The sequence below is a fragment of the Sulfitobacter sp. genome (genome assembly GCF_036961165.1).
Classification (GTDB): Bacteria; Pseudomonadota; Alphaproteobacteria; order Rhodobacterales; family Rhodobacteraceae; genus Sulfitobacter.
Genome location: NZ_JBALVJ010000063.1, coordinates 1 through 20,391 on the forward strand (window position 1 = coordinate 1; position 20,391 = coordinate 20,391).

General features: G+C 56.0%; 17 protein-coding genes, 1 tRNA gene and 1 pseudogene. 10 read left to right on the forward strand and 9 right to left on the reverse strand.

All coding sequences use genetic code 11. From position 1 onward, the window contains the following. Positions 1-729: 729 nt before the first annotated feature. Positions 730-815: transfer RNA gene (locus V7730_RS18185), tRNA-Leu, on the reverse strand. 246 nt (positions 816-1,061) lie between these two features. Here V7730_RS18185 and V7730_RS18190 point away from each other — a divergent pair. Together V7730_RS18190 and lipB are read left to right on the forward strand one after the other, a co-directional pair. Then, positions 1,062-1,739 (forward strand): DsbA family oxidoreductase, encoded by a 678-nt coding sequence (locus V7730_RS18190; RefSeq protein WP_335749009.1) that lies wholly within the window; start codon positions 1,062-1,064, stop codon positions 1,737-1,739. A gap of 41 nt (positions 1,740-1,780) precedes the next feature. Further along, positions 1,781-2,446 (forward strand): lipoyl(octanoyl) transferase LipB, encoded by a 666-nt coding sequence (gene lipB, locus V7730_RS18195; protein WP_335749010.1) that lies wholly within the window; start codon positions 1,781-1,783, stop codon positions 2,444-2,446. 4 nt (positions 2,447-2,450) lie between these two features. On the opposite strand, the gene V7730_RS18200 is transcribed toward lipB, so the two are convergent. Further along, a complete protein-coding gene (locus V7730_RS18200) occupies positions 2,451-2,882 on the reverse strand; it encodes a response regulator (RefSeq protein ID WP_335749011.1) in 432 nt (143 codons plus the stop codon). After that, a complete protein-coding gene (locus tag V7730_RS18205) occupies positions 2,869-4,041 on the reverse strand; it encodes a sensor histidine kinase (protein ID WP_335749012.1) in 1,173 nt (390 codons plus the stop codon). Before V7730_RS18205 ends, V7730_RS18200 begins: the two co-directional genes overlap by 14 nt. Before the next feature lie 406 nt (positions 4,042-4,447). Here V7730_RS18205 and ctaD point away from each other — a divergent pair, with 406 nt between their 5' ends. Beyond that, positions 4,448-6,121 carry a cytochrome c oxidase subunit I gene (gene ctaD / locus V7730_RS18210; RefSeq protein WP_335749013.1) on the forward strand — a complete coding sequence of 558 codons (1,674 nt, stop codon included), beginning with the start codon at positions 4,448-4,450 and terminating at the stop codon, positions 6,119-6,121. Positions 6,122-6,258: 137 nt separating this feature from the next. After that, positions 6,259-6,741, forward strand: a complete 483-nt coding sequence (locus tag V7730_RS18215; RefSeq protein ID WP_335749014.1) for a DUF2244 domain-containing protein — start codon at positions 6,259-6,261, stop codon at positions 6,739-6,741. Between the two features lie 2 nt (positions 6,742-6,743). Here V7730_RS18215 and V7730_RS18220 read toward each other — a convergent pair whose 3' ends face one another. Beyond that, a complete protein-coding gene (locus V7730_RS18220) occupies positions 6,744-7,205 on the reverse strand; it encodes a GatB/YqeY domain-containing protein (RefSeq protein ID WP_335749015.1) in 462 nt (153 codons plus the stop codon). Between the two features lie 236 nt (positions 7,206-7,441). On the opposite strand from V7730_RS18220, the gene carA reads away from it, so the two are divergent. The 3 genes from carA to V7730_RS18235 all read left to right on the forward strand — a co-directional run bounded on the left by carA (position 7,442) and on the right by V7730_RS18235 (position 10,604). Continuing rightward, positions 7,442-8,599 carry a glutamine-hydrolyzing carbamoyl-phosphate synthase small subunit gene (gene carA, locus V7730_RS18225; protein ID WP_335749016.1) on the forward strand — a complete coding sequence of 386 codons (1,158 nt, stop codon included), beginning with the start codon at positions 7,442-7,444 and terminating at the stop codon, positions 8,597-8,599. 148 nt (positions 8,600-8,747) lie between these two features. Beyond that, complete coding sequence (locus V7730_RS18230) at positions 8,748-9,572, forward strand: hypothetical protein (RefSeq protein WP_335749017.1); 825 nt, start codon at positions 8,748-8,750, stop codon at positions 9,570-9,572. 21 nt (positions 9,573-9,593) lie between these two features. Further along, a complete protein-coding gene (locus tag V7730_RS18235) occupies positions 9,594-10,604 on the forward strand; it encodes a glycosyltransferase family 2 protein (protein ID WP_335749025.1) in 1,011 nt (336 codons plus the stop codon). On the opposite strand, the gene V7730_RS18240 is transcribed toward V7730_RS18235, so the two are convergent. Further along, a complete protein-coding gene (locus V7730_RS18240; protein WP_335749018.1) occupies positions 10,601-11,266 on the reverse strand; it encodes a GntR family transcriptional regulator in 666 nt (221 codons plus the stop codon). The two genes, V7730_RS18235 and V7730_RS18240, sit on opposite strands and share 4 nt — an antisense overlap. A 113-nt stretch (positions 11,267-11,379) precedes the next feature. On the opposite strand from V7730_RS18240, the gene V7730_RS18245 reads away from it, so the two are divergent. Both V7730_RS18245 and V7730_RS18250 read left to right on the forward strand, forming a co-directional pair. Next, positions 11,380-12,027 (forward strand): pyrimidine 5'-nucleotidase, encoded by a 648-nt coding sequence (locus V7730_RS18245; RefSeq protein WP_335749019.1) that lies wholly within the window; start codon positions 11,380-11,382, stop codon positions 12,025-12,027. Between the two features lie 12 nt (positions 12,028-12,039). Then, entirely contained in the window at positions 12,040-13,236 is a 1,197-nt protein-coding gene (locus V7730_RS18250; RefSeq protein WP_335749020.1) for a UbiH/UbiF family hydroxylase, read from the forward strand. Here the strand turns inward: V7730_RS18250 and ispG are convergent. The 3 genes from ispG to hemA all read right to left on the reverse strand — a co-directional run bounded on the left by ispG (position 13,233) and on the right by hemA (position 17,064). After that, positions 13,233-14,357, reverse strand: coding sequence for a flavodoxin-dependent (E)-4-hydroxy-3-methylbut-2-enyl-diphosphate synthase (gene ispG / locus V7730_RS18255; protein WP_335749026.1), 1,125 nt, complete (start codon positions 14,355-14,357; stop codon positions 13,233-13,235). The genes V7730_RS18250 and ispG overlap by 4 nt on opposite strands. A 95-nt stretch (positions 14,358-14,452) precedes the next feature. Then, a complete protein-coding gene (locus V7730_RS18260) occupies positions 14,453-15,721 on the reverse strand; it encodes a helix-turn-helix domain-containing protein (RefSeq protein WP_335749021.1) in 1,269 nt (422 codons plus the stop codon). A 119-nt stretch (positions 15,722-15,840) separates the two neighbouring features. Further along, positions 15,841-17,064 carry a 5-aminolevulinate synthase gene (hemA, locus tag V7730_RS18265; RefSeq protein WP_335749022.1) on the reverse strand — a complete coding sequence of 408 codons (1,224 nt, stop codon included), beginning with the start codon at positions 17,062-17,064 and terminating at the stop codon, positions 15,841-15,843. A gap of 321 nt (positions 17,065-17,385) precedes the next feature. Between hemA and V7730_RS18270 the strand changes: the two genes are divergently transcribed. Next, complete coding sequence (locus V7730_RS18270) at positions 17,386-18,762, forward strand: M20/M25/M40 family metallo-hydrolase (protein WP_335749023.1); 1,377 nt, start codon at positions 17,386-17,388, stop codon at positions 18,760-18,762. Positions 18,763-18,916: 154 nt separating this feature from the next. On the opposite strand, the pseudogene V7730_RS18275 reads toward V7730_RS18270, so the two are convergent. Continuing rightward, positions 18,917-19,803, reverse strand: a pseudogene (locus V7730_RS18275) (adenylate/guanylate cyclase domain-containing protein). Positions 19,804-20,391 lie beyond the last annotated feature (588 nt).

Consider the following 20,391-nt stretch of genomic DNA (forward strand, 5'->3'; position numbering starts at 1 on the left):
ATCACTCCATCTTTGGCTAAAGATTAAAGTGTTGCGTCGACCCGTTGAAATCACCGCGCATTGCTGACTTCGGCGCACAGCGCAGCGAAAGTCTGCATTCCGCCCTTGTTGCCGTTAGGCCGGCTTGCGGCGTCCCAATGGCAATCCCCCTGCCCCACGCAGCCAAAACGTCTATGCCGGAAGGCGCACTACCCACACGATCGAGCCAACTTTACCATCAAGATCTTCGCCTGACGGAGACGGGAGCCCTGCACTGGCCGTCGATGAAATAGAGTGAATTTCTAAGCTGCTGTCGTGATTTCTTCTTCGATGCGATGTAACAGCAGATGCACTTCCAAAATTTTCTGCATTTGCTCCAAAACTGGTTGTCCCCGTTCCATCAAGACTGACGGACGGTACACCGAGTTATTTTGGCAAAGCCTCATCTGTCAAATAGATCACGCTCCATTGCCAGTCATTGTGTGTGTGGGTAGAGAATCACGCTCGGTGGGGCCTCAGTGACAAATTTAGGTCCGCTCGTGCGCACCAAGCTGAAAAATTTGATCTCGCTTGAATCATCAATTCATATGAGGTTGATAGCGGCCTTCACGTTTGCTGTAGTCACAAGCTGTGTCAAAAAGTACAGACAAACACAGATTGGAGCAAAGCGCGGAAAGGGGGCCTCCGAGGGGACCCACATAGCTCACATGCAGATAAGTTACTGATTTTAATGTAGGAAAAATATTAAATTGGTGCGGTCGGAGAGACTCGAACTCTCACGGGTGTTACCCCACAGCGACCTCAACGCTGCGCGTCTACCATTCCGCCACGACCGCACGCCATGGATTGTGCGGATGCAATAGCGCGGGCGGTAGAATAGCTCAAGAGGCAATTTACAACAAAACGCACAAGGCGCGTGAAGAAGTTAAGCTAAACGCCTATCCTTGGACTTCCGGAACGAAATCACACCTCAATCGCGCGTCCGCCAAGGGTATAACCTTGCGTGACACTGCACACGTCCATCTTGAAAAACCGTGTGAGAATGCCGACTTTATGAGCAACACATCATGAGAGGCCTACAAATGTCAGAAGATGCCAACCAAACAAAGCCCGTCCAGATTGATATCATCTCAGATGTGATGTGTCCGTGGTGCATCGTCGGTTTCCGGCAGCTTGAGCAAGCGCTTGGCGCGACAGGGACAGGCGCTTTTATTCGCTGGCATCCGTTTGAGCTGAACCCTGCGATGCCAGAAGAAGGGCAAAAGCTGACCGAACATATCGCGGAGAAATACGGCGCCTCCCCGGAGCAAAGCGCGCAGAATCGCGCTCAACTGCAAGGCATTGGTGCGGATCTGGGTATTGATTTCCAGTTCTCCCCCGACAGTCGTATCGTCAATACCTTTTCCGCACATCAGCTTTTGGACTGGGCGCAGGAGTTCGGATTGCAACACCCGCTTAAGCTGGCACTCTTTGAGGCACATTTCACGCAAGGGCGCGACGTGTCCAAGCATGACGTGCTGATCGATGTCGCAGCAAGCGTTGGTCTTGATGCTGATGCCGCGCGTAATGTGTTGGAAAACGCCAGCCACGCCACAGATACACGCGCGCGCCAGCAGTTCTGGACGGATAGAGGCATTTCCGGCGTACCTGCGATTGTATTTGACGGAAAATATCTCCTTACGGGCGCCCAAGGCGCCCAGACGTATGCGGAGATGCTAGAAAAGGTGAAGGCAGAGCAGTTGGAAACCGCGGACACATAAGCGCCCTTCCTTCCTCTGCTCAGTCGCTTTAGACAGCTTTCATGATTGAATGGACAACCTCCCCCGGACTTACTGGCTTTCGCGATGCGGAAAGCTGGATGGAGGCGCGCGTGGCCGCAATACTGGAGGGGGCAGCCAATGAATGCATCTGGCTGGTTGAACACCCCCCTCTTTATACTGCCGGCACATCTGCCAAGCCGCAGGACCTGACCGACCCCGACCGTTTTGACGTTTTTGCGACCAAGCGGGGCGGCCAGTATACCTATCACGGACCCGGACAGCGGGTAGCCTATGTCATGCTGGACGTCGCAAAACGCGGACGCGATGTGCGACGATTTGTGCAGGAACTTGAGGCGTGGGTCATCACTACGCTGGATCAGTTCAATGTGACCGGAGAAATCCGCGATGGCCGCGTCGGCGTCTGGGTGGCACGGCCTGAAAAACCGCTGACAGCGACGGGACTGCCCGCCGAAGACAAGATTGCCGCCATCGGTATCCGTCTACGCAAATGGGTCAGCTTTCATGGTGTCTCGATCAACGTTGAGCCTGACCTGAACCATTTTGGCGGCATTGTGCCTTGCGGCATTTCGGAACATGGCGTGACAAGCCTAGTCGATCTTGGCCTACCAGTTACCATGAATGACCTCGACATCGCGCTCCGACAAAGCTTTGAAACAGTGTTCGGAGAAGCCCCGCAACCGGTCTGACGTGTCAGGCGGCGGGGCGCTGTGCATCGTGGCGTTTTTGGAAGTCTGACACAAGCTCCAGCAGCTTTTCCAACCTAAGCGGCTTGTCACAGAACATGTAAACATTTGGATCGGCCTCGGCGCGGTCGTGATCACTGCGCAACAATGATGTCGATAGCATCACAATGATCAGCAGGGCGTCGCTCTGGATATCCAGTTTCGCGTAATGCTCCAGAAATTCGAAGCCTCCCATTCCAGGCATGTTGATGTCCAAAAAGATCAGCTCTGGTAGGGCGCGGTCCGCAGCCATATCAGCGCAAAGGATGTCCAAGGCTTCCTGGCCATCGGTAGCAACATCAATGGCAACCGCGCGACCCGACTTTTCAATCACACGGCGGTGCATCATGTTCGTCACGGCGTCGTCGTCTACCAGCAAAATCCGGTCAAGCCGCTTCATTAGTTTTCTCCTTGGTGGGGATAAAGATTGTAAATTGAGCGCCTTGCGCGCGGGCGCCAGTCAGACTGACTGCCCCGCCGCGCCGCTGCAGCATGCGCTGCGCACAATAAAGGGAGATGCCACTGCCAGCGGGGGTCTTATGTGCACGCTGGAACAAACCAAATACTTTTTGCTCATCCCGAACCGGGTCCAGCCCCGTTCCGTTGTCCGAAACGCTGAGTGCGATTTGTCCGTCGATCTCTTTGGCCTGTATCACAATTTCCAGCGGGCGGGAGGGCTCTGCGTATTTGACGGCGTTGTCCAGTAACGAAACCAGAATGCTTTCCAATTCGAAGCGGGCGAAGTGCACAATCAGGTCCAGTGCGATATCCACCGTCACGGGAAGTCTCAGCCGCCCTGTCGCCTCGCCCACCCTGTTCACGCAGTCGTTGACGCAATCACCCAGTTTCAGCACCTCTTTTGGCAATCCGTGAGTCAGCTGGATTTGTGCCGCCAAAACAAGCCCCTGTATCTTAGCGCTCAACTGATCGGCGCAGCGGTTCATCCAGCCGATCTGTTCAACCTGCTCAGGCGTGAAGTTTTCCGCGTCACTAATCAACATAAGGCCAAGACGGCTCAGATTATTAACGGGCACTTTGAGATCGTGAGTGGCGATATAGGTTAGCTGTTCAAGTTCATCGACTGCATCTTGCAATTCTATCGTGCGCGCGTCGATCCGGCCTTCCAGCGCGGCATTCAGGCGCGCCAGATCCTTGGTGCGCTTTGCTACTTTCTGCTCCAGCTCGGCGTTCAGACGGGTCAATGCCATTCCGGCGTTTTTCTCGACGGTGATATCCGAGGCCACGCCAATATGGCGTAGAACGCTGCCATCATCGGTCCGGTCAAAAACCGTGTCGACAGAGCGCAACCAGAGCTGGGTGCCCTGCTTGGTGTTCACGCGATATTCAAGCGTCGCTGATTCCTCATCGGCCAATTGCGCGATTCGAGCCATATGCTCCCCCAACAGGTGTTGGTCATCAGCGTGGACAACCTGCATCAACATGCCCGGGCCAAACGCTTGAATTTCTTCGGATGAATAGCCCAAATGCTCTCCAACAGAGCGGTTGGTATAGTCGTTGGAGTAGGTTTGATGATTAAATACATAGGCAAAACCCGGCATTAACCGCACCACGCGATCAATGGACAGCCTCTGATCGGACCCGCCATTCACGCTCGACTGAAAGGCGTCAAGCGAAGCATTATGCGAAGATGGGTGATACGAAGTCAAAACGGGTTACCTGTTAGCTGAACTGAAGGCATCATTGCGAAAGAATCCTACCAACGTGTTAATGTTGCAGCGTCCCTGCGGCGTTGTGTTCTTTCAAATTTTCGACATGTCCTACGTAGCCTCGTCCGGTGAAGCAAAAGAAGGTAAACCCCGCCATAGGGGGTTGAAAATACTTCCCCCTGCGACCATCGCGCCCATTGCTCTATGGAGCACATGGAATTAGAAGACTTCCCAAGTCCGCAGTGCGTTTTGCCAAGAGGCGCATTTGCATGTCAATACTCAGCCAAGGAGGCACCGCATGGCAGACGCAGCCATTCACGGGCATGATCATGAAGACCCGCGTGGATTTTTCACACGCTGGTTCATGTCCACGAACCACAAAGATATCGGTATTCTTTACCTGATCGTTTCCGCATTTGTCGGTTTCATCTCAGTCGCATTCACCATCTACATGCGTCTCGAACTGATGAACCCCGGCGTTCAGTATATGTGTATGGAAGGCGCGCGTTTCATCGCGGATTCCGCAGCAACCTGTACGCCAAACGGACACCTCTGGAACGTTTTGATTACCGGCCATGGTATTTTGATGATGTTCTTCGTGGTTATCCCTGCCCTTTTCGGCGGTTTCGGCAACTACTTCATGCCGCTGCAAATCGGCGCGCCTGACATGGCGTTCCCGCGCATGAACAACTTGTCTTTCTGGCTTTATGTTGCCGGTACATCGCTGGCTGTCTGCTCGGTTCTATTGCCAGGTGGTAACGGCCAAGCCGGTTCCGGTGTGGGTTGGGTTCTGTACCCGCCGCTGTCGGTGAAAGAAGGCGGGATGTCGATGGACTTCGCGATTTTCGCGGTTCACGTCTCCGGCGCGTCTTCGATCCTTGGTGCGATCAACATGATCACGACGTTCCTGAACATGCGTGCCCCCGGCATGACCCTGTTCAAGGTGCCACTGTTCTCATGGTCGATCTTCGTCACAAGCTGGTTGATCCTGCTGTCCCTGCCTGTTCTGGCTGGCGCAATCACCATGCTGCTGATGGACCGCAACTTTGGCTTTGCCTTCTTTGATCCTGCAGGCGGTGGTGATCCGGTTCTGTACCAGCACATCCTGTGGTTCTTTGGTCACCCCGAAGTGTACATCATCATTCTGCCAGGCTTCGGCATCATCTCCCACGTAATTGCGACATTCGCGCGCAAGCCGATCTTTGGCTACCTGCCAATGGTTTGGGCGATCATCGCCATCGGCGCACTGGGCTTTGTTGTTTGGGCACACCACATGTACACTGTGGGTATGTCGCTGAACCAGCAGGCCTACTTCATGCTGGCCACCATGGTGATCGCGGTACCAACAGGCGTAAAAGTATTTAGCTGGATCGCCACGATGTGGGGCGGCTCGGTTGAGTTCAAGACGCCAATGCTCTGGGCATTCGGGTTCCTGTTCCTGTTCACCGTTGGTGGCGTGACAGGCATCGTACTGTCGCAGGCAGCCGTGGACCGTTACTATCACGACACTTACTATGTGGTTGCACACTTCCACTACGTGATGTCGCTGGGCGCTGTGTTCACTATCTTTGCGGGTATCTACTTTTACCTGCCCAAGATGTCCGGCCGCATGTACCCCGAGTGGGCAGGCAAGGTTCACTTCTGGGCGATGTTCATCGGTTCAAACCTGACCTTCTTCCCACAGCACTTCCTAGGCCGTCAGGGCATGCCACGCCGCTACATCGACTATCCAGACGCATTTGCTTACTGGAACTGGTGGTCAAGTATGGGAGCCTTCCTTTCCTTCGGTTCGTTCATCTTCTTCTTCGGTGTTATGGCTTGGACGCTGACACGCGGTGCACGCGTCACAGCCAACAACCCATGGAACGAATTTGCGGATACGCTGGAATGGACACTGCCATCCCCGCCACCGGAGCACACGTTCGAGCAGCTTCCAAAGCGCGAAGATTGGGACAAAGTTCACAGCCACTAATCGGTTGGACTTGGTAAAATATAAAAGGGCTCCAACGGCGGTTGGGGCCCTTTTTCCTTGTCCGGCGCATCACTGCCTCCCCTACCCCTCACAGTTTGTCGCATTGATCTGGCCGCACTATTTGATAGATTTGCGTTATGCCTTATGAATGGACATCGCCACCACACAGCACCCCACAGATTATGCGCCTATGGCCGCATAGCTCATTGCCTGCGCGCGGCATGGCGGCATTTGTGCTGACGACTTTCACGCTGATCTCTATACCGGTGCTTCCCCTGCTCGGCTCACCGATCCTGTGGGGTATGCTGCCGTTCACGCTTGCTGCTGTCTGGGGAATATATCTGGCTTTGCAACGCAACCACAAAGCCCGCCAGATAAATGAGGAGCTGGTGCTGGACGCGGCAACCGCCCGCCTGACCCGAACAAACCCGAAAGGCGATGTGCTGGAATGGGATTGTGATCGCTATTGGACCCAAGTCACCAAATACGAGGACGAGGGTCCTGTGTCCCACTACGTCACACTGCGCGGCAAAGGCCGCGAAGTGGAGATTGGAGCATTTCTGAGCGAGGACGAGCGCATCGCGCTCTATGATGATCTAAAGCGGGCCTTGCGGCGCTGATCCTAATTGGACAATCGGTCTTTAAGCATCGGGCCAACGCGGCCGAAATCCATCTGGCCGGTGTACTTGGCCTTCAGAACACCCATCACCTTGCCCATATCGCGGATCGAGGAGGCCCCGACCTCTACCACAGCGGCGTCGACAGCGGCAGTCGTTTCATTCTCATCCAATTGGCGCGGCAGGAATTCTTCGATCACTTCGATCTCAGAGCGTTCACGCTCTGCCAGATCAAGGCGTCCGCCTTCTTCATAGGCACGCGCGGATTCAAGCCGCTGCTTGGCCATTTTACCAAGGATTGCGAGCACTTCGTCCTCGCCCACACCATCATCATTGCCTTCGGCACGCGCGGCGATATCTTTATCCTTGATTGCCGCGTTCACCAGCCGCAATGTAGACAAGCGTTCTACCGCTTTGTCTTTCATGGCTTGTTTAAGGTCAGTACTGATGCGGGTACGCAGGTCCATATGATGCCTTTATAGCTGATCGGTTCAAGAGCGCAGACACTACCTAATCACACCGCCACATGCAATGCGATTAAATACAACTTAAGATACTGATTTATATGTATAAATAATTTCTCGGCGAATCTTGACCCTACACCAAGGCCGCTATAAGTTGCACCCGTTTGCCGCCTGAGGTGCGCTACACTTCACCCCCGTTTCGGGCCCCTTTGTGGCCCCTCCTCCGGAAGGATTTGACCATGGCTTCTGCTACGCCCGCCCACCCGACTGCCTGCCTTGCACTAGCCGATGGATCAATTTTCTACGGTGCGGGGTTTGGCGCGGTTGGTCAAACCGTGGCCGAGATGTGCTTCAATACCGCCATGACCGGCTATCAGGAAATCATGACTGACCCGTCTTATGCCGGCCAGATCGTGACCTTTACCTTCCCCCACATCGGCAACACAGGCACCAACCCAGAAGATGACGAAACTGCTGATCCAGTGGCCGCAGGGATGGTTGTCAAATGGATGCCAACCGCCCCCAGCAACTGGCGCGCAACGCAGGACCTGTCATCGTGGCTTGCCTCACGCGGGCGCATCGCGATCGGCGGCATTGATACCCGCCGCCTGACACGTGCGATCCGTCAGCAAGGTGCGCCGCATGCCGCCCTTGCCCATGATCCTGATGGCAATTTCGATGTTGAGGCCCTTGTCGCTGCCGCGCGCGGCTTTGCCGGCCTTGAGGGTATGGATTTGGCCAAGGATGTCACTTGCGCACAATCGTATCGGTGGAACGAAATGCGTTGGGCTTGGCCCGATGGCTACAGCCCCCAGACGGCCCCGAAGCACAAGGTCGTAGCTATCGACTATGGCGCAAAGCGCAATATCCTGCGCTGCCTTGCTTCCGCCGGATGTGACGTAACCGTTCTGCCCGCGTCAGCAACATATGAAGACGTGATGGCCCACCAGCCCGACGGCGTGTTCCTGTCCAACGGCCCTGGTGATCCGGCAGCTACCGGCGCCTATGCCGTGCCCATGATCAAAGACGTGCTTAGCAAAACAGAGCTGCCGGTTTTCGGCATTTGTCTTGGTCACCAGATGCTGGCGCTGGCACTTGGCGCCCGTACGGTCAAGATGAGCCACGGCCACCACGGCGCCAACCATCCAGTTAAAGATATGGACACAGGCAAGGTCGAGATCACTTCGATGAACCACGGCTTTGCGGTGGACGGGCAGACGCTGCCCACGGGTGTTGTGGAAACGCACAGGTCCCTGTTTGACGGCTCAAACTGCGGCATTCGTATGGAAGGGCGTCCAGTCTACTCGGTCCAGCACCACCCCGAAGCCTCCCCCGGCCCGCAAGACAGCTACTATCTTTTCGAGCGGTTTGCCGAGGCCATGGCTGCGCGAACCTAAGCGCTTCGACCTGTCAGAGGTGTGTCCTTAACGATCCACCCCGACAATCTCGTGGCCTGTTAATCAACTATTAAGACTTACCTGATATCGTTTTAACTAATTTGAAACGATCTCAGGCAGGCCCACGAAGAGCGACCTTTACCTGCGGTTGCCTGATCCACAAGCGGCCAGTCCTCCGCTGGAGCGACTGCCGCTTGGTCGTGTGATGTTAAACGCAGGCCTCATATCGCAAAATGATCTGGTGCATGCACTAGACTTGCAGCGCCATATAGATGCACCATTGGGTGAGATCCTTGTGTCTGAAGGCCTCGCCGAGCCGCTAGATTTTTTGCATATGTTGTCGCGGCAGTACAACATTCCTGTCGCAGACCTGTTGCTTGATCCCCCCGATCCCTCTCTGCGCCACGCCCCTCCCTCCAGCATGTGTCTCACTCATCGTTGTGTACCTTGGCTGAAGATGGGTGATCTGCTACTGGTTGCCGTCACCCATCCCGCCGACTTCGACCGCCTGCGCGCCTGTCTTGGCCAAAGTGGACGACGGATGCTGCCAGTGCTTGTGGATGAAAAACAAATCCGCCAGCACATCAGCACGCTTTACGGCGCTGAGCTGGCCCATAAAGCTGCAACACGTGTTCCTGCACGCGAGAGCTGTCGTGGATTTAACCCCGATGCTTCCTCACGAAAGCCTTTGGCCTTTGCGCTTCTCGGACTGCTCTGCACGGCCCTGTTGCTGGCGCCGCTCTGGACGTTCACCATCGCCATGCTGTTTGCCTTTGCAACGCTGGTCATGGGCACGACACTTAAGCTTGCAGCATTTATCACCCAAATTTCGAAGATGTCCCAAGGCACAAAACTGACTGCGGCCTCCAGCCGCAAGGCATTTCCACTTCCGAAGGTTTCGGTTCTTGTTCCCCTGTTGAAAGAAAAAGAAATCGCAGGAAAGCTGATCGAGCGCCTTGGCCGATTGACCTAACCCAAATCGCTGCTTGAAGTGGTGCTGGTGCTAGAGGCCGACGACACCGTCACCCGCGAGACAATTGCAGCGACCCAGATGCCCAGCTGGATGAGCGTTATCGAAGTCCCTCACTCTGACAATCTGACCACCAAGCCGCGCGCGCTCAATTACGCGCTGGATTTTTGTCGTGGGTCGATCATTGGTGTTTGGGATGCCGAAAATGCGCCTGAGCCGGATCAAATTGAAAAGGTTGTGACACGTTTTCAAGATGCACCGGCAAATGTTGCTTGTCTGCAAGGCGTTCTGGATTATTACAACTCGCGGTCCAACTGGATTTCGCGCTGCTTTACCATCGAATATGCGACGCGGTGGCGTAGGATACTGCCCGGCGCCGCGCATCTGGGTCTGGTGATCCCGCTGGGCGGCACCACGTTATTTTTCCGTCGTAATATCCTTGAAAAAGTGTGCGGCTGGGACGCGCACAACGTGACCGAGGATGCCGATCTGGGAGTCCGCCTTGCGCGGCACGGCTATGTCACCGAGCTGATCCCGACGGTCACTTATGAAGAAGCAAACTGCCGCGCTTGGCCATGGGTCAAGCAACGCTCGCGCTGGCTCAAAGGGTTTCTTATCACGTGGATGGTGCATATGCGCGCGCCTGGGGACTTGCTGCGTGATTTGGGCCTGCTGCGCTTTCTTGGCGTGCAAACGCTGTTGCTGGCAACGTTTGCCCAGTTCGCCTGCGCACCGCTGCTGTGGTCTTTCTGGATCATTCTTGCGGGGTTTGAACATCCGGTCGCCAGCACGCTCGGCTCGCCCACGGCGCTTTTCATGGTGTGGTTTTTCATCTCTTCAGAGTTGCTCAATCTGGCGATTTCACTGGTGGCTGTATCGCGAAAGGAGCACCGCCACCTGATGCCCTACGTGCTCACCTTACCGTTCTATTATCCGATGGCTGCGATATCGGCCTATAAAGCGATCAAGGAACTGGTGGTCGAGCCGTTCTATTGGGACAAAACCGAACATGGGATCAGCGAAGTAGTCGATTAACTCTCAGCCTCGCGGCGCGCGGCCTCTTGTTTGAGCCTCGTTGTGAAGGCCACCGAGATATGCGCGCGCAAGGCCGCATCAGCGGCATCGCCGTCCCGCGCCTCTATCGCGCTCACGATACGGTCGTGTTCTTCCTGCGCGATCGCGCCGCGCCCCACCACCGCCAACGAAGTCGTCGCCATCAACGCCATAGAGCGGTGGACAAGGTCCAATTGCTGCACAAGGAACCTGTTGTGCGACGCCAGATGGATCTGTTTGTGAAAGCGCCGGTTGGCACGCGACAGCGCTGCGGGATGCTCTTTGAGAGCATTGTCAGCTTCCACCATCTCGCGGAGCAGGCGCACTTCTTCTTCAGTGGCATTGCGGGCCGCAAGCCGCGCAGCCAGTCCCTCCAGTTCACCACGCACAACATAGAGCTCAGCCATCTGATTGTGATCCAGTGACGCCACGATCAGGCTGCGCCCGTCCCGCACCAACAGGGATTGTGTCTCCAGCCGCTGGAGGGCTTCGCGGATCGGCGTGCGAGACACGCCAAAGCGTTCTGCCAGCTCACTTTCGACCAGACGGTCACCGGGACGGTAGATGCCTGTATCAATGGCATCAAGGATCATCGAATAGCCGTCTGTATTGCCGGGTCTGCCGGGTGGGGTCGCGGGGGGCATAAATGGCCCTTTCATCAAGATTCACATCACCTTAACGCTTGCCATGCCGCGCGCATAGCCATGATCGCCCCTTGCGAAAGCCTGCCGCCCCGCCTACCAAAGCCCCATGTCCTATGTCCTATGATGCTTTTTCCCACGTGAACACTTGGGTCTTTGACCTTGATAACACCCTCTATCCGCCAGAGGCCCGTTTGTTCGACCTGATTGAGGTCCGCATGACCGATTGGGTGATGCAGGCCATCGGTGTGGATCGCGCCGAAGCGGACCGTTTACGCAAGCATTACTGGCATACGTATGGCACAACACTTGCAGGCCTGATGCGCGAACATGACGTAGACCCGGAACCCTATCTGGTGGATGTCCACGATATCTCAATGGACAGTCTGACACCTGACCCGCAATTGGCTACGGCCATTCGTGCCCTGCCCGGCAGGCGCATCGTTTATACCAACGGCTGCGCGCCCTATGCGGAGCGGGTGCTGGAAGCGCGCGGGCTGTCTGGCCTGTTCGATGCCATCTACGGCGTTGAGCATGCAGGCTTTCTGCCCAAACCGGAACGCGCCGCCTTTGACACGATCTTCACCCAAGACCGCCTGACGCCTGCAAGTGCCGCGATGTTCGAGGATGATCTGCGCAATCTCGAAGTGCCACATGATCTGGGTATGCGCACGGTGCACGTAGCGCCCGCGCGCGCTGACGCGCCGCATGTGCATTTTCACACCGACGACCTATCTTCCTTCTTGCAAACACTCATCAAGTAGGAAGGCGTGGCCATGACCGACACCTGCGATATCCTGATCTCCGGCGGCGGCATTGCGGGGCTGACCGCAGCGGCGGCATTTGGCACGGCTGGTTTCAAGGTCATCTGCGTTGACCCCACCCCGCCTATCACGGATGGTGCTGCGGACGGCGCTGATCTTCGCTCTACCGCGATGCTGCAACCCGCCCGAGAGCTGTTGGAACGGGCAGGCCTGTGGGAGGCGCTGGCCCCTCATGCCGCGCCCCTGCAAGTGATGCGCATCATTGATGCCGGCGGTGCGGAGGCAACCCCGCGTGTCACCCAAGAATTCGATGCCTCCGAGATTTCCGAGCAACCTTTCGGCTGGAATTTCCCAAACTGGCTGCTGCGCCGCGAGATGCTGGCCCGGTTGGAGCAGTTGGATAATATCGATTTTCGCGCAGGCGTCAGTACCAAACAGCTGTTCACCCGCGAAGGAAGCGCCAAGGTAACGCTGAGCGATGGCGTGCGCGTACAAACCAAGCTGGTGATCGCGGCCGACGGTCGCGGCTCTCCGATGCGCGCGGCCTCTGGCATTGGCGTACACACGCAACGCTACGGGCAAAAGGCGTTGGTCTTTGCCGTCACCCATCCGATCCCGCACGAAAACGTCTCAACCGAGATTCACCGGACGGGAGGGCCATTTACGCTGGTGCCCCTGCCCGACCGTGACGGGAAGCCCTGCTCGGCTGTTGTCTGGATGGATGACGGACGTCTGGCCCAAAACCGGATGGACGTGGACGTGGCTGCGTTCGAAGAAGAAGCATCTTTGCGGTCGTGCCATCATTTTGGCCCCTTGACGTTGGTCAGCCGCCGTCAGGTCTGGCCGATCATTACACAGCACGCAGAACGCCTAAACGCCGAACGTGTGGCCCTTATTGCAGAAGCTGCACACGTCATGCCGCCTATCGGTGCGCAGGGGCTGAACATGTCGCTGAACGATATCGCAACATTGCTTGATCAGGCCGAGGCACGCCCGGATGGTTTGGGCGATGCGTTAATGCTCGAAGCCTACCACAAGGCCCGCTATGGCGATATTACGCTGCGGGTGCGTGGCATTGATCTGCTGAACCGCGCCAGCCAAGCCAGCAGCACCTTGGCCCGCGACGCACGCGCCGCTGGGTTGGGCGCGCTTTATAGTGCGGCCCCCGTGCGCAAGCTGCTGATGCAGATGGGTCTTGGAATGCGTTAAGCGTCTTCGGCGGCTGTTTCAGCCTCGATCTGGGCGGCGCGTGCTTCGACCTGTTCAACGATGTGTTCCACCATCTTGGCGTTATCCAGCTTGTGGCTTTGCTTACCCGCCAGATACACCATGCCCGCTCCCGCCCCGCCGCCAGTAAATCCGACATCAGTCATCAGCGCCTCACCAGGGCCGTTAACGACGCAGCCAATGATGCTAAGGCTCATCGGCGTCTTGATATGCTCAAGCCGCTTCTCCAGCGTCTCGACCGTTTTGATCACGTCAAAGCCCTGCCGCGCGCAAGACGGGCATGAGATGATGTTCACGCCACGGTGGCGCAAGCCAAGAGATTTGAGAATCTCGAAACCCATCTTCACTTCCTCCACCGGATCGGCAGAGAGCGAGACGCGGATTGTGTCGCCGATGCCCATCCACAAAAGGTTGCCCATGCCGATGGCGGATTTGACAGTGCCAGAAATCAGCCCTCCTGCCTCGGTAATCCCGAGGTGAATGGGGGCATCTGTAGCCTCGGCCAATTGCTGATAAGCCGCGGCGGCCATGAACACATCAGAGGCTTTGCAACTGATTTTGAATTCATGAAAGTCGTTGTCCTGAAGGATCTTAATGTGATCCAGCCCGCTTTCGACCATCGCATCAGGGCACGGTTCGCCATATTTTTCGAGCAGGTGCTTCTCAAGACTGCCGGCGTTTACGCCAATCCGGATTGAGCAATTGTTGTCACGCGCGGCCCTGATCACCTCTTTGACGCGTTTTTCGTCACCGATGTTACCGGGGTTGATCCGCAAGCAGGCGGCACCGGCTTCGGCAGCTTCGATTCCGCGTTTGTAGTGGAAATGAATGTCCGCCACGATTGGCACGGGGCTTTCGCGCACGATCCCTTTAAGCGCCTTCGAGCTTTCGACATCAGGCACCGAGACACGTACGATATCTGCACCGGCGTCAGCGGCGGCCTGAATCTGTGCAATCGTCGCGCGGGCGTCGGTTGTTAGAGTGTTTGTCATCGTCTGCACTGTGATCGGCGCATCGCCCCCCACAGGCACGTTGCCGACCATGATCTGACGCGATTTGCGGCGGTAAATATTGCGCCAAGGACGAATATGGTTCAGCGACATGTCAACCTCATCAGACAGTTGGGACATGGCATACCTAGCCACGCACAGGGGCGGCTGCAATGACAAGCTAGGAAATAAAAGTGATTAACGCCTAGTTATTGATCAGCAGAGGGGGGCGTCGCCGCGGCGCGCAATTCAGCGACCAACGTTTCGAGCGCGCTGTCCTGACCGGGCTGCGCAGGCTCGTAGAGCTCTGCCAAGGCCTGCTGTTGCAACGGAACATTAGACGTCACACTGCCACGACCACCGACAGGGCCGTAGAACTCACCGTTCATCACGAAATATACCGCACCGCTTTGGCCGGTACGAAGCACAGGAGCCTCTTCAAGGGATGGCACATCAAATGTGTCACCCTTTTGCATGACTTTTTCAAAGATATTTGTGCCGTCGGCAGCGGTTACACGAACCCAAGTCTCACCGGTTGCAACAACCTGCACAGCAGGTGCTGGCCCTTCAAGAACCTGCGGCACGCGAAGTCCGTTGGGCGATGCCTGCCCTTCAAGCGCTGCAACCAAGGCAACATCAACGCCGTTCGCAATCAGGTCTTCACCGCCTGCTGGCACGACAGAGGCTGTCTCGAACAGGCCGCTGGTGCGCGGATCAAGCGATGCAATAGGCGCGTCTCGTGCCACCAGAACCGGCACATCAAGTGCTGCAGGACGGTACAGACGGTCAAGCGCCTCAACACGCGGTGCGTCCTGCAAAACGGCAGGAGTAGCGACACCGTCAACCATTGCGGTTTCAAGGTTTTCGTTCGCTTGCAGCGGATCAAGATCCGACAGAACCACTGGCGTTTGATCAACAGGAGAAACCTGCACACGCTGGACTTCTTGCAGAACCGTCCAGCCGCCGAAACCGATGGCGCCGATCAGCGCCAGCAAAACCACCATGGAGCCAATAGCTGCAGGTTCGATCCGGGAAAGGAAGGAATTGCCGCCGGGCGCAAATGGCATGACAGGACGCGAAAAAATATCATGGTCGGACTGCTGGCGGTTCAGGCGCTCTTCGCGGGTGGGCTTGCGGACCACAGAGGCTTCGGCAGACATACCGTGCGCCACGCTAAAGCCGCTTTCGGTACAGAAAGCGGCAAAGGCCTGATCGGGATCCATGTTGAGATAACGCGCATAGGACCGCACATAGCCAGCGATAAATCCGGGGGTATCAAAGGCGTCTGGGTCAGCGTTTTCGATGGCAGCGATATAGGATGCTTTGATCCGCAATTCGCGCTGAACATCTAGAAGGGATTTGCCGAGCGTAGCGCGCTCACCGCGCATCAGATCACCAAGACGCAGTTCAAAAGCGTCAAAGCCAGACGGCTTTTCCGCTTCTTGCTCAACATTCCTGGAGGCCCAACGCCCAATCATGCCAATGCCCTCGCCTCTTCTTTTATCGATACACTTAGGCGAACAGATTTTGATTCGCCATATCGCTTTGTTGATAAAATAGTATCACAGCGCAATCGCATTAGCGAGATATTGACGTTTTAACCTGCCTCCTCGGCACGATTCAGCGCACAATGCGACCACAGACCGTCCATAGCATTGACCAAAGCGTCCATTTCACGAGGGCCGTGCACCGGTGACGGCGTAAAGCGCAGCCGCTCTGTCCCGCGCGGAACCGTTGGGAAATTAATGGGCTGTACGTAAATGCCGTACTCATCCAACAGCATATCCGACAGCATCTTGGTGTGGACCGGATTGCCAACCATCACCGGAACGATGTGGCTGCCGTGGTCGATGATCGGCAGGCCCAGACCTTTGAGCCGCAGCTTCAGTGCCTTTGACTGTTGCTGGTGCTTTTCGCGCAGCTCCGGCGCGCGCTTTAGGAAGGCCACAGAGGCGGCAGCGCCTGCAGCAATCGCAGGCGGAAGCGACGTGGTAAAGATAAACCCTGGCGCGTAAGACCGGATGGCATCACACATCTTGGCGCTGGCCGCGATATAGCCGCCCATAACGCCGTACGCTTTTGCAAGGGTTCCGTTGATAATATCAAGACGGTGCATAAGGCGATCACGCTCGGCAACCCCTGCCCCGCGCGGGCCGTACATGCCAACAGCGTGCACTTCGTCTATATAGGTCAGCGCGCCAAATTCATCGGCCAGATCACAGATCGCTTCAATGGGGCCAAAATCACCATCCATTGAATAGATTGATTCAAACGCGATCAATTTGGGCGCATCGCTGTCATCAGCCTCCAACAGTTCACGCAGGTGCGCGACGTCGTTATGACGAAAAATGCGCTTGGCTCCGCCATTGCGACGCACACCTTCGATCATGCTGGCGTGATTGAGTGCATCTGAATAGATGATCAGCCCCGGAAACAACTTTGGCAAAGTGCTGAGCGTGGCATCGTTGGCGATGTAGGCCGAGGTAAACAGCAGGGCAGCTTCCTTGCCGTGCAAATCGGCCAGCTCCGCCTCAAGGCGTTTGTGATAAACTGTGGTGCCCGAGATATTGCGTGTCCCGCCCGATCCTGCGCCAGTCGCCTCGATCGCATCATGCATCGCCTGACGCACGACTTCGTTTTGACCCATACCAAGGTAGTCGTTACCACACCAGACAGTGATGTCCTTTTCGCTCCCGTCAGGTTTGGTCCAGACGGCATGCGGAAAATTGCCGTTACGGCGCTCGATGTCGATGAAGGTACGGTAGCGACCTTCGTCATGCAGGCGCTCAATCGCCTGATCAAGCTGTTCGGAATAGGTCATACGCGTCTCCGTCCGGTTGGGGTGCTGCAAGCCCCCAGTCACTTATTCTAGAACCGATACAGAATTCACCGCTGCGGTTCAATGGTCTAGGGGCGCACGCAATGTCGCAGGCCACAACTGAAGACCTTTTGGGTAGGGGATTTCTGGCCAATCGCTTCCAGATCGGCTGCATTCACCGAGCGTCAAGTCTCTTACGTAAGAGCAGATTTCTCCTGAAAATTGCAGGCCCCGCTTGACTGCGCTTACATCCAAGCGGGGCTCTGGACACGGGCGTAAGGCCTGCTAGGGTCGCGGAAATTCCATCTCACAGGAGCTTCCCCCATGTCCCTAGACGCCGTTCTTGCCCAGATCGACAAAGACCTTCCCGCCGCTACAGAGCGGCTTTTGGACCTGCTCCGGATTAAGTCTATCTCGACCGATCCAGCCTTTAAACAAGACTGTCAGGATGCCGCTGACTGGTTGGTAGCTGACCTTCAAAACCTTGGGATTGATGCCCAAAAGCGCCCCACCCCCGGTCATCCGATGGTTGTGGGACATGTGGGCCCCGAGACCGGAAAGCCACATCTGCTTTTTTACGGCCACTACGATGTGCAGCCTGTCGATCCACTGAACCTGTGGGACCGCGATCCGTTCGACCCCGCAATAGAGGAAACAGATGCAGGCACCGTCATCCGCGGACGTGGGGCTGCCGATGACAAAGGCCAGCTGATGACCTTTGTCGAAGCCTTCCGCGCGTGGAAAGAGGTCAACGGCGATTGGCCCTGCCGCATCACCTTCTTCTTCGAGGGCGAGGAAGAATCAGGCTCCCCGTCGCTGGTACCGTTCATGGAAGAAAACGCAGACGAGCTGCGCGCCGATTTCGCCATGATCTGCGACACTGGCATGTTCCAAAGCCGCACACCTGCCATCACCACCATGCTGCGCGGCCTGCTAGGCGAAGAGTTGACAATCACCGCGCCCTCCAAAGACCTGCATTCCGGCATGTTCGGCGGCATCGCGATGAACCCGATCCGTGTGCTGTCGCGCATCATTGCGTCCCTACACGACGATGAGGGCCGCATCACGGTTCCGGGCTTTTACGACGGCGTGCCTGAACTGCCGGATGAGCTGGAAGCACAGTGGCAGGGTCTTGCCTTTGATCACGCCGGCTTTCTGGGGGATGTGGGGCTGTCTGTTCCCGCTGGCGAACAGGACCGCACCCCGCTTGAGATGATCTGGTCGCGCCCGACATGCGAAGTCAACGGCATCGGCGGCGGCTATCAGGGCGACGGGTTCAAGACTGTGCTACCCTCACAGGCCAGCGCCAAGATTTCCTTCCGCCTCGTGGTTGGTCAAGACCCGCTTGCCATCCGCGAGAGTTTCCGCGCCATGGTGCAGGACATGCTGCCCGCCGATTGCACGGTTGAATGGAAAGACCACGGCGCCAGCCGCGCGTCTGGTACGGCAACCGATGATCCCGCCTTTGCCAAAGCGCTCAAAGCGCTGAGCGACGAATGGAACGTGCCCGCCGCTTTCATCGGCTGCGGCGGCTCAATCCCAATTGCGGGCCATTTTCAGAATATCCTCGGGACGCCGCCCGTCCTGATCGGATTTGGTAAAGACGACGACCAGATCCACTCGCCCAATGAAAAATACGACATGGAGAGCTTCCACAAAGGCATCCGCTCATGGGCGCGCATTCTGGATGCACTGAGCTGAGAGCTCTAGTTTTATTGGGGCAAGTTGTTCAGTTTATATAAGCTGATGATTTGCCCCGATGGCTGCTTTGAGCCCTTTGTTCAATTCTTCGACGCGGCGAGGAAAGTCTGCTATGGTGACTAGACATTGATATGAGTCAAATTGATAATTTTTGTTAAGCTTTATCGGATTCGAGCAGAAAACATTCGCGCGCGTCATGGCCCTTAATCACAATCTGCCCACGTGATGTGGCCCTAAACCGCAATGGATGTAAAACGCGCGTTTCAGCAGAGATTTGAATGCGGCCTGCGACCCCCTCTGACTCCATTCGGGAAGCCAAATTTACTGTGCCCCCCATAGATCATAGGAAAATTTCTGTTTGCCAATGACTCCTGCGATGACGGCACCAGAGTGGATGCCAATCCGCAATTTCAAGTCCAAACTGTGGTCCTGGCGGAACGCTTCAAAATCATGCTGCATCCCGATTGCCATATCCGCCAACTGCTCTGCATGGGTGGCCTCTCCTCTAAGTCCTGTTGCCACCATATACGCATCCCCAATGGTTTTAATTTTCTCTGCCTGATAGCGGTTGGACAAGCCATCAAATCTGCTGAAAAGGTCATTGAGAAGGGTGATCAGCGCGTTCGCGGGTAAATTGCGAGACAGGTTTGTGAAGCCAGCAATATCGGCAAAAAGGACTGAAACACTGCCATGCTCATCGGCCAAGGGCTCTTCATTGGCTTTCAGCCGGATTGCAATGTCGGAGGGCAGAACGTTAAGCAGTAGCGCTTCCGCGCGCTCGAACTCCAATTTCTGGGCCTTTTCAGCCTGCTCCATCGCAACATCGTAAAATGCGAGCGTCACCATGATGACCAGCGCTAAGAGAGAAAAGTTCATCACCAAAAATACCATGCTGAGCGTTGCGGGAATGTCAGCAACCGGGCCGTTTGCAATCGCAAAAGCCATAACAACACTGAGCACGGCGATATTCGCGAAACCGACCAAGAACCGAACAAATCGAGAGAGCGCAGGGTACAGCATAACGAGACTTACTGTTATCATGACAAGCAGCCAGAAACCGCTTTCAAAGCCCAGATAGTACGTTCAAGGGACGGCATGAACGGGAACCTCGAATAAGACGGCCCCAACGAAAAACCAATTAAGGTTGCCCCAAGACGACCGCCACAAGCCTATGCTAAAAATGAATGCGCTAAAGATGTTGAAAAGCGCCAAAGACACTCCGTCCAAGGCCCAAAAAACGAAGACAAACGAAACATGGGAGATGATTCCGAGAGGTCCGGCAAATCTGACCATTGTAAAAACACGCGCCTGCGGCCCATCACCCCCCCGTCGGGACTGCATTGTATTTACGAACGAACTCAAGCCAAACACTCTGCTGCTCTAAGACTTGCGCCACGTTCAATCTTCCCAAAATATCATCGTGGAATCTGTTTCTTATAGAGATCAATAATTATTATGTCTGAACTCAAAATTTTCGTGTTGGATTTACTACCCCTCGAAGATTGGTTTCAGCATTTGGGTGGCGACTGTTTGGCAAAGCAGACATTGGCGCTACTGCAGCGAAAGTTCACTTAGTCCGGCGATTTCAACGGGTCGACGCAACACTTTAATCTTTAGCCAAAGATGGAG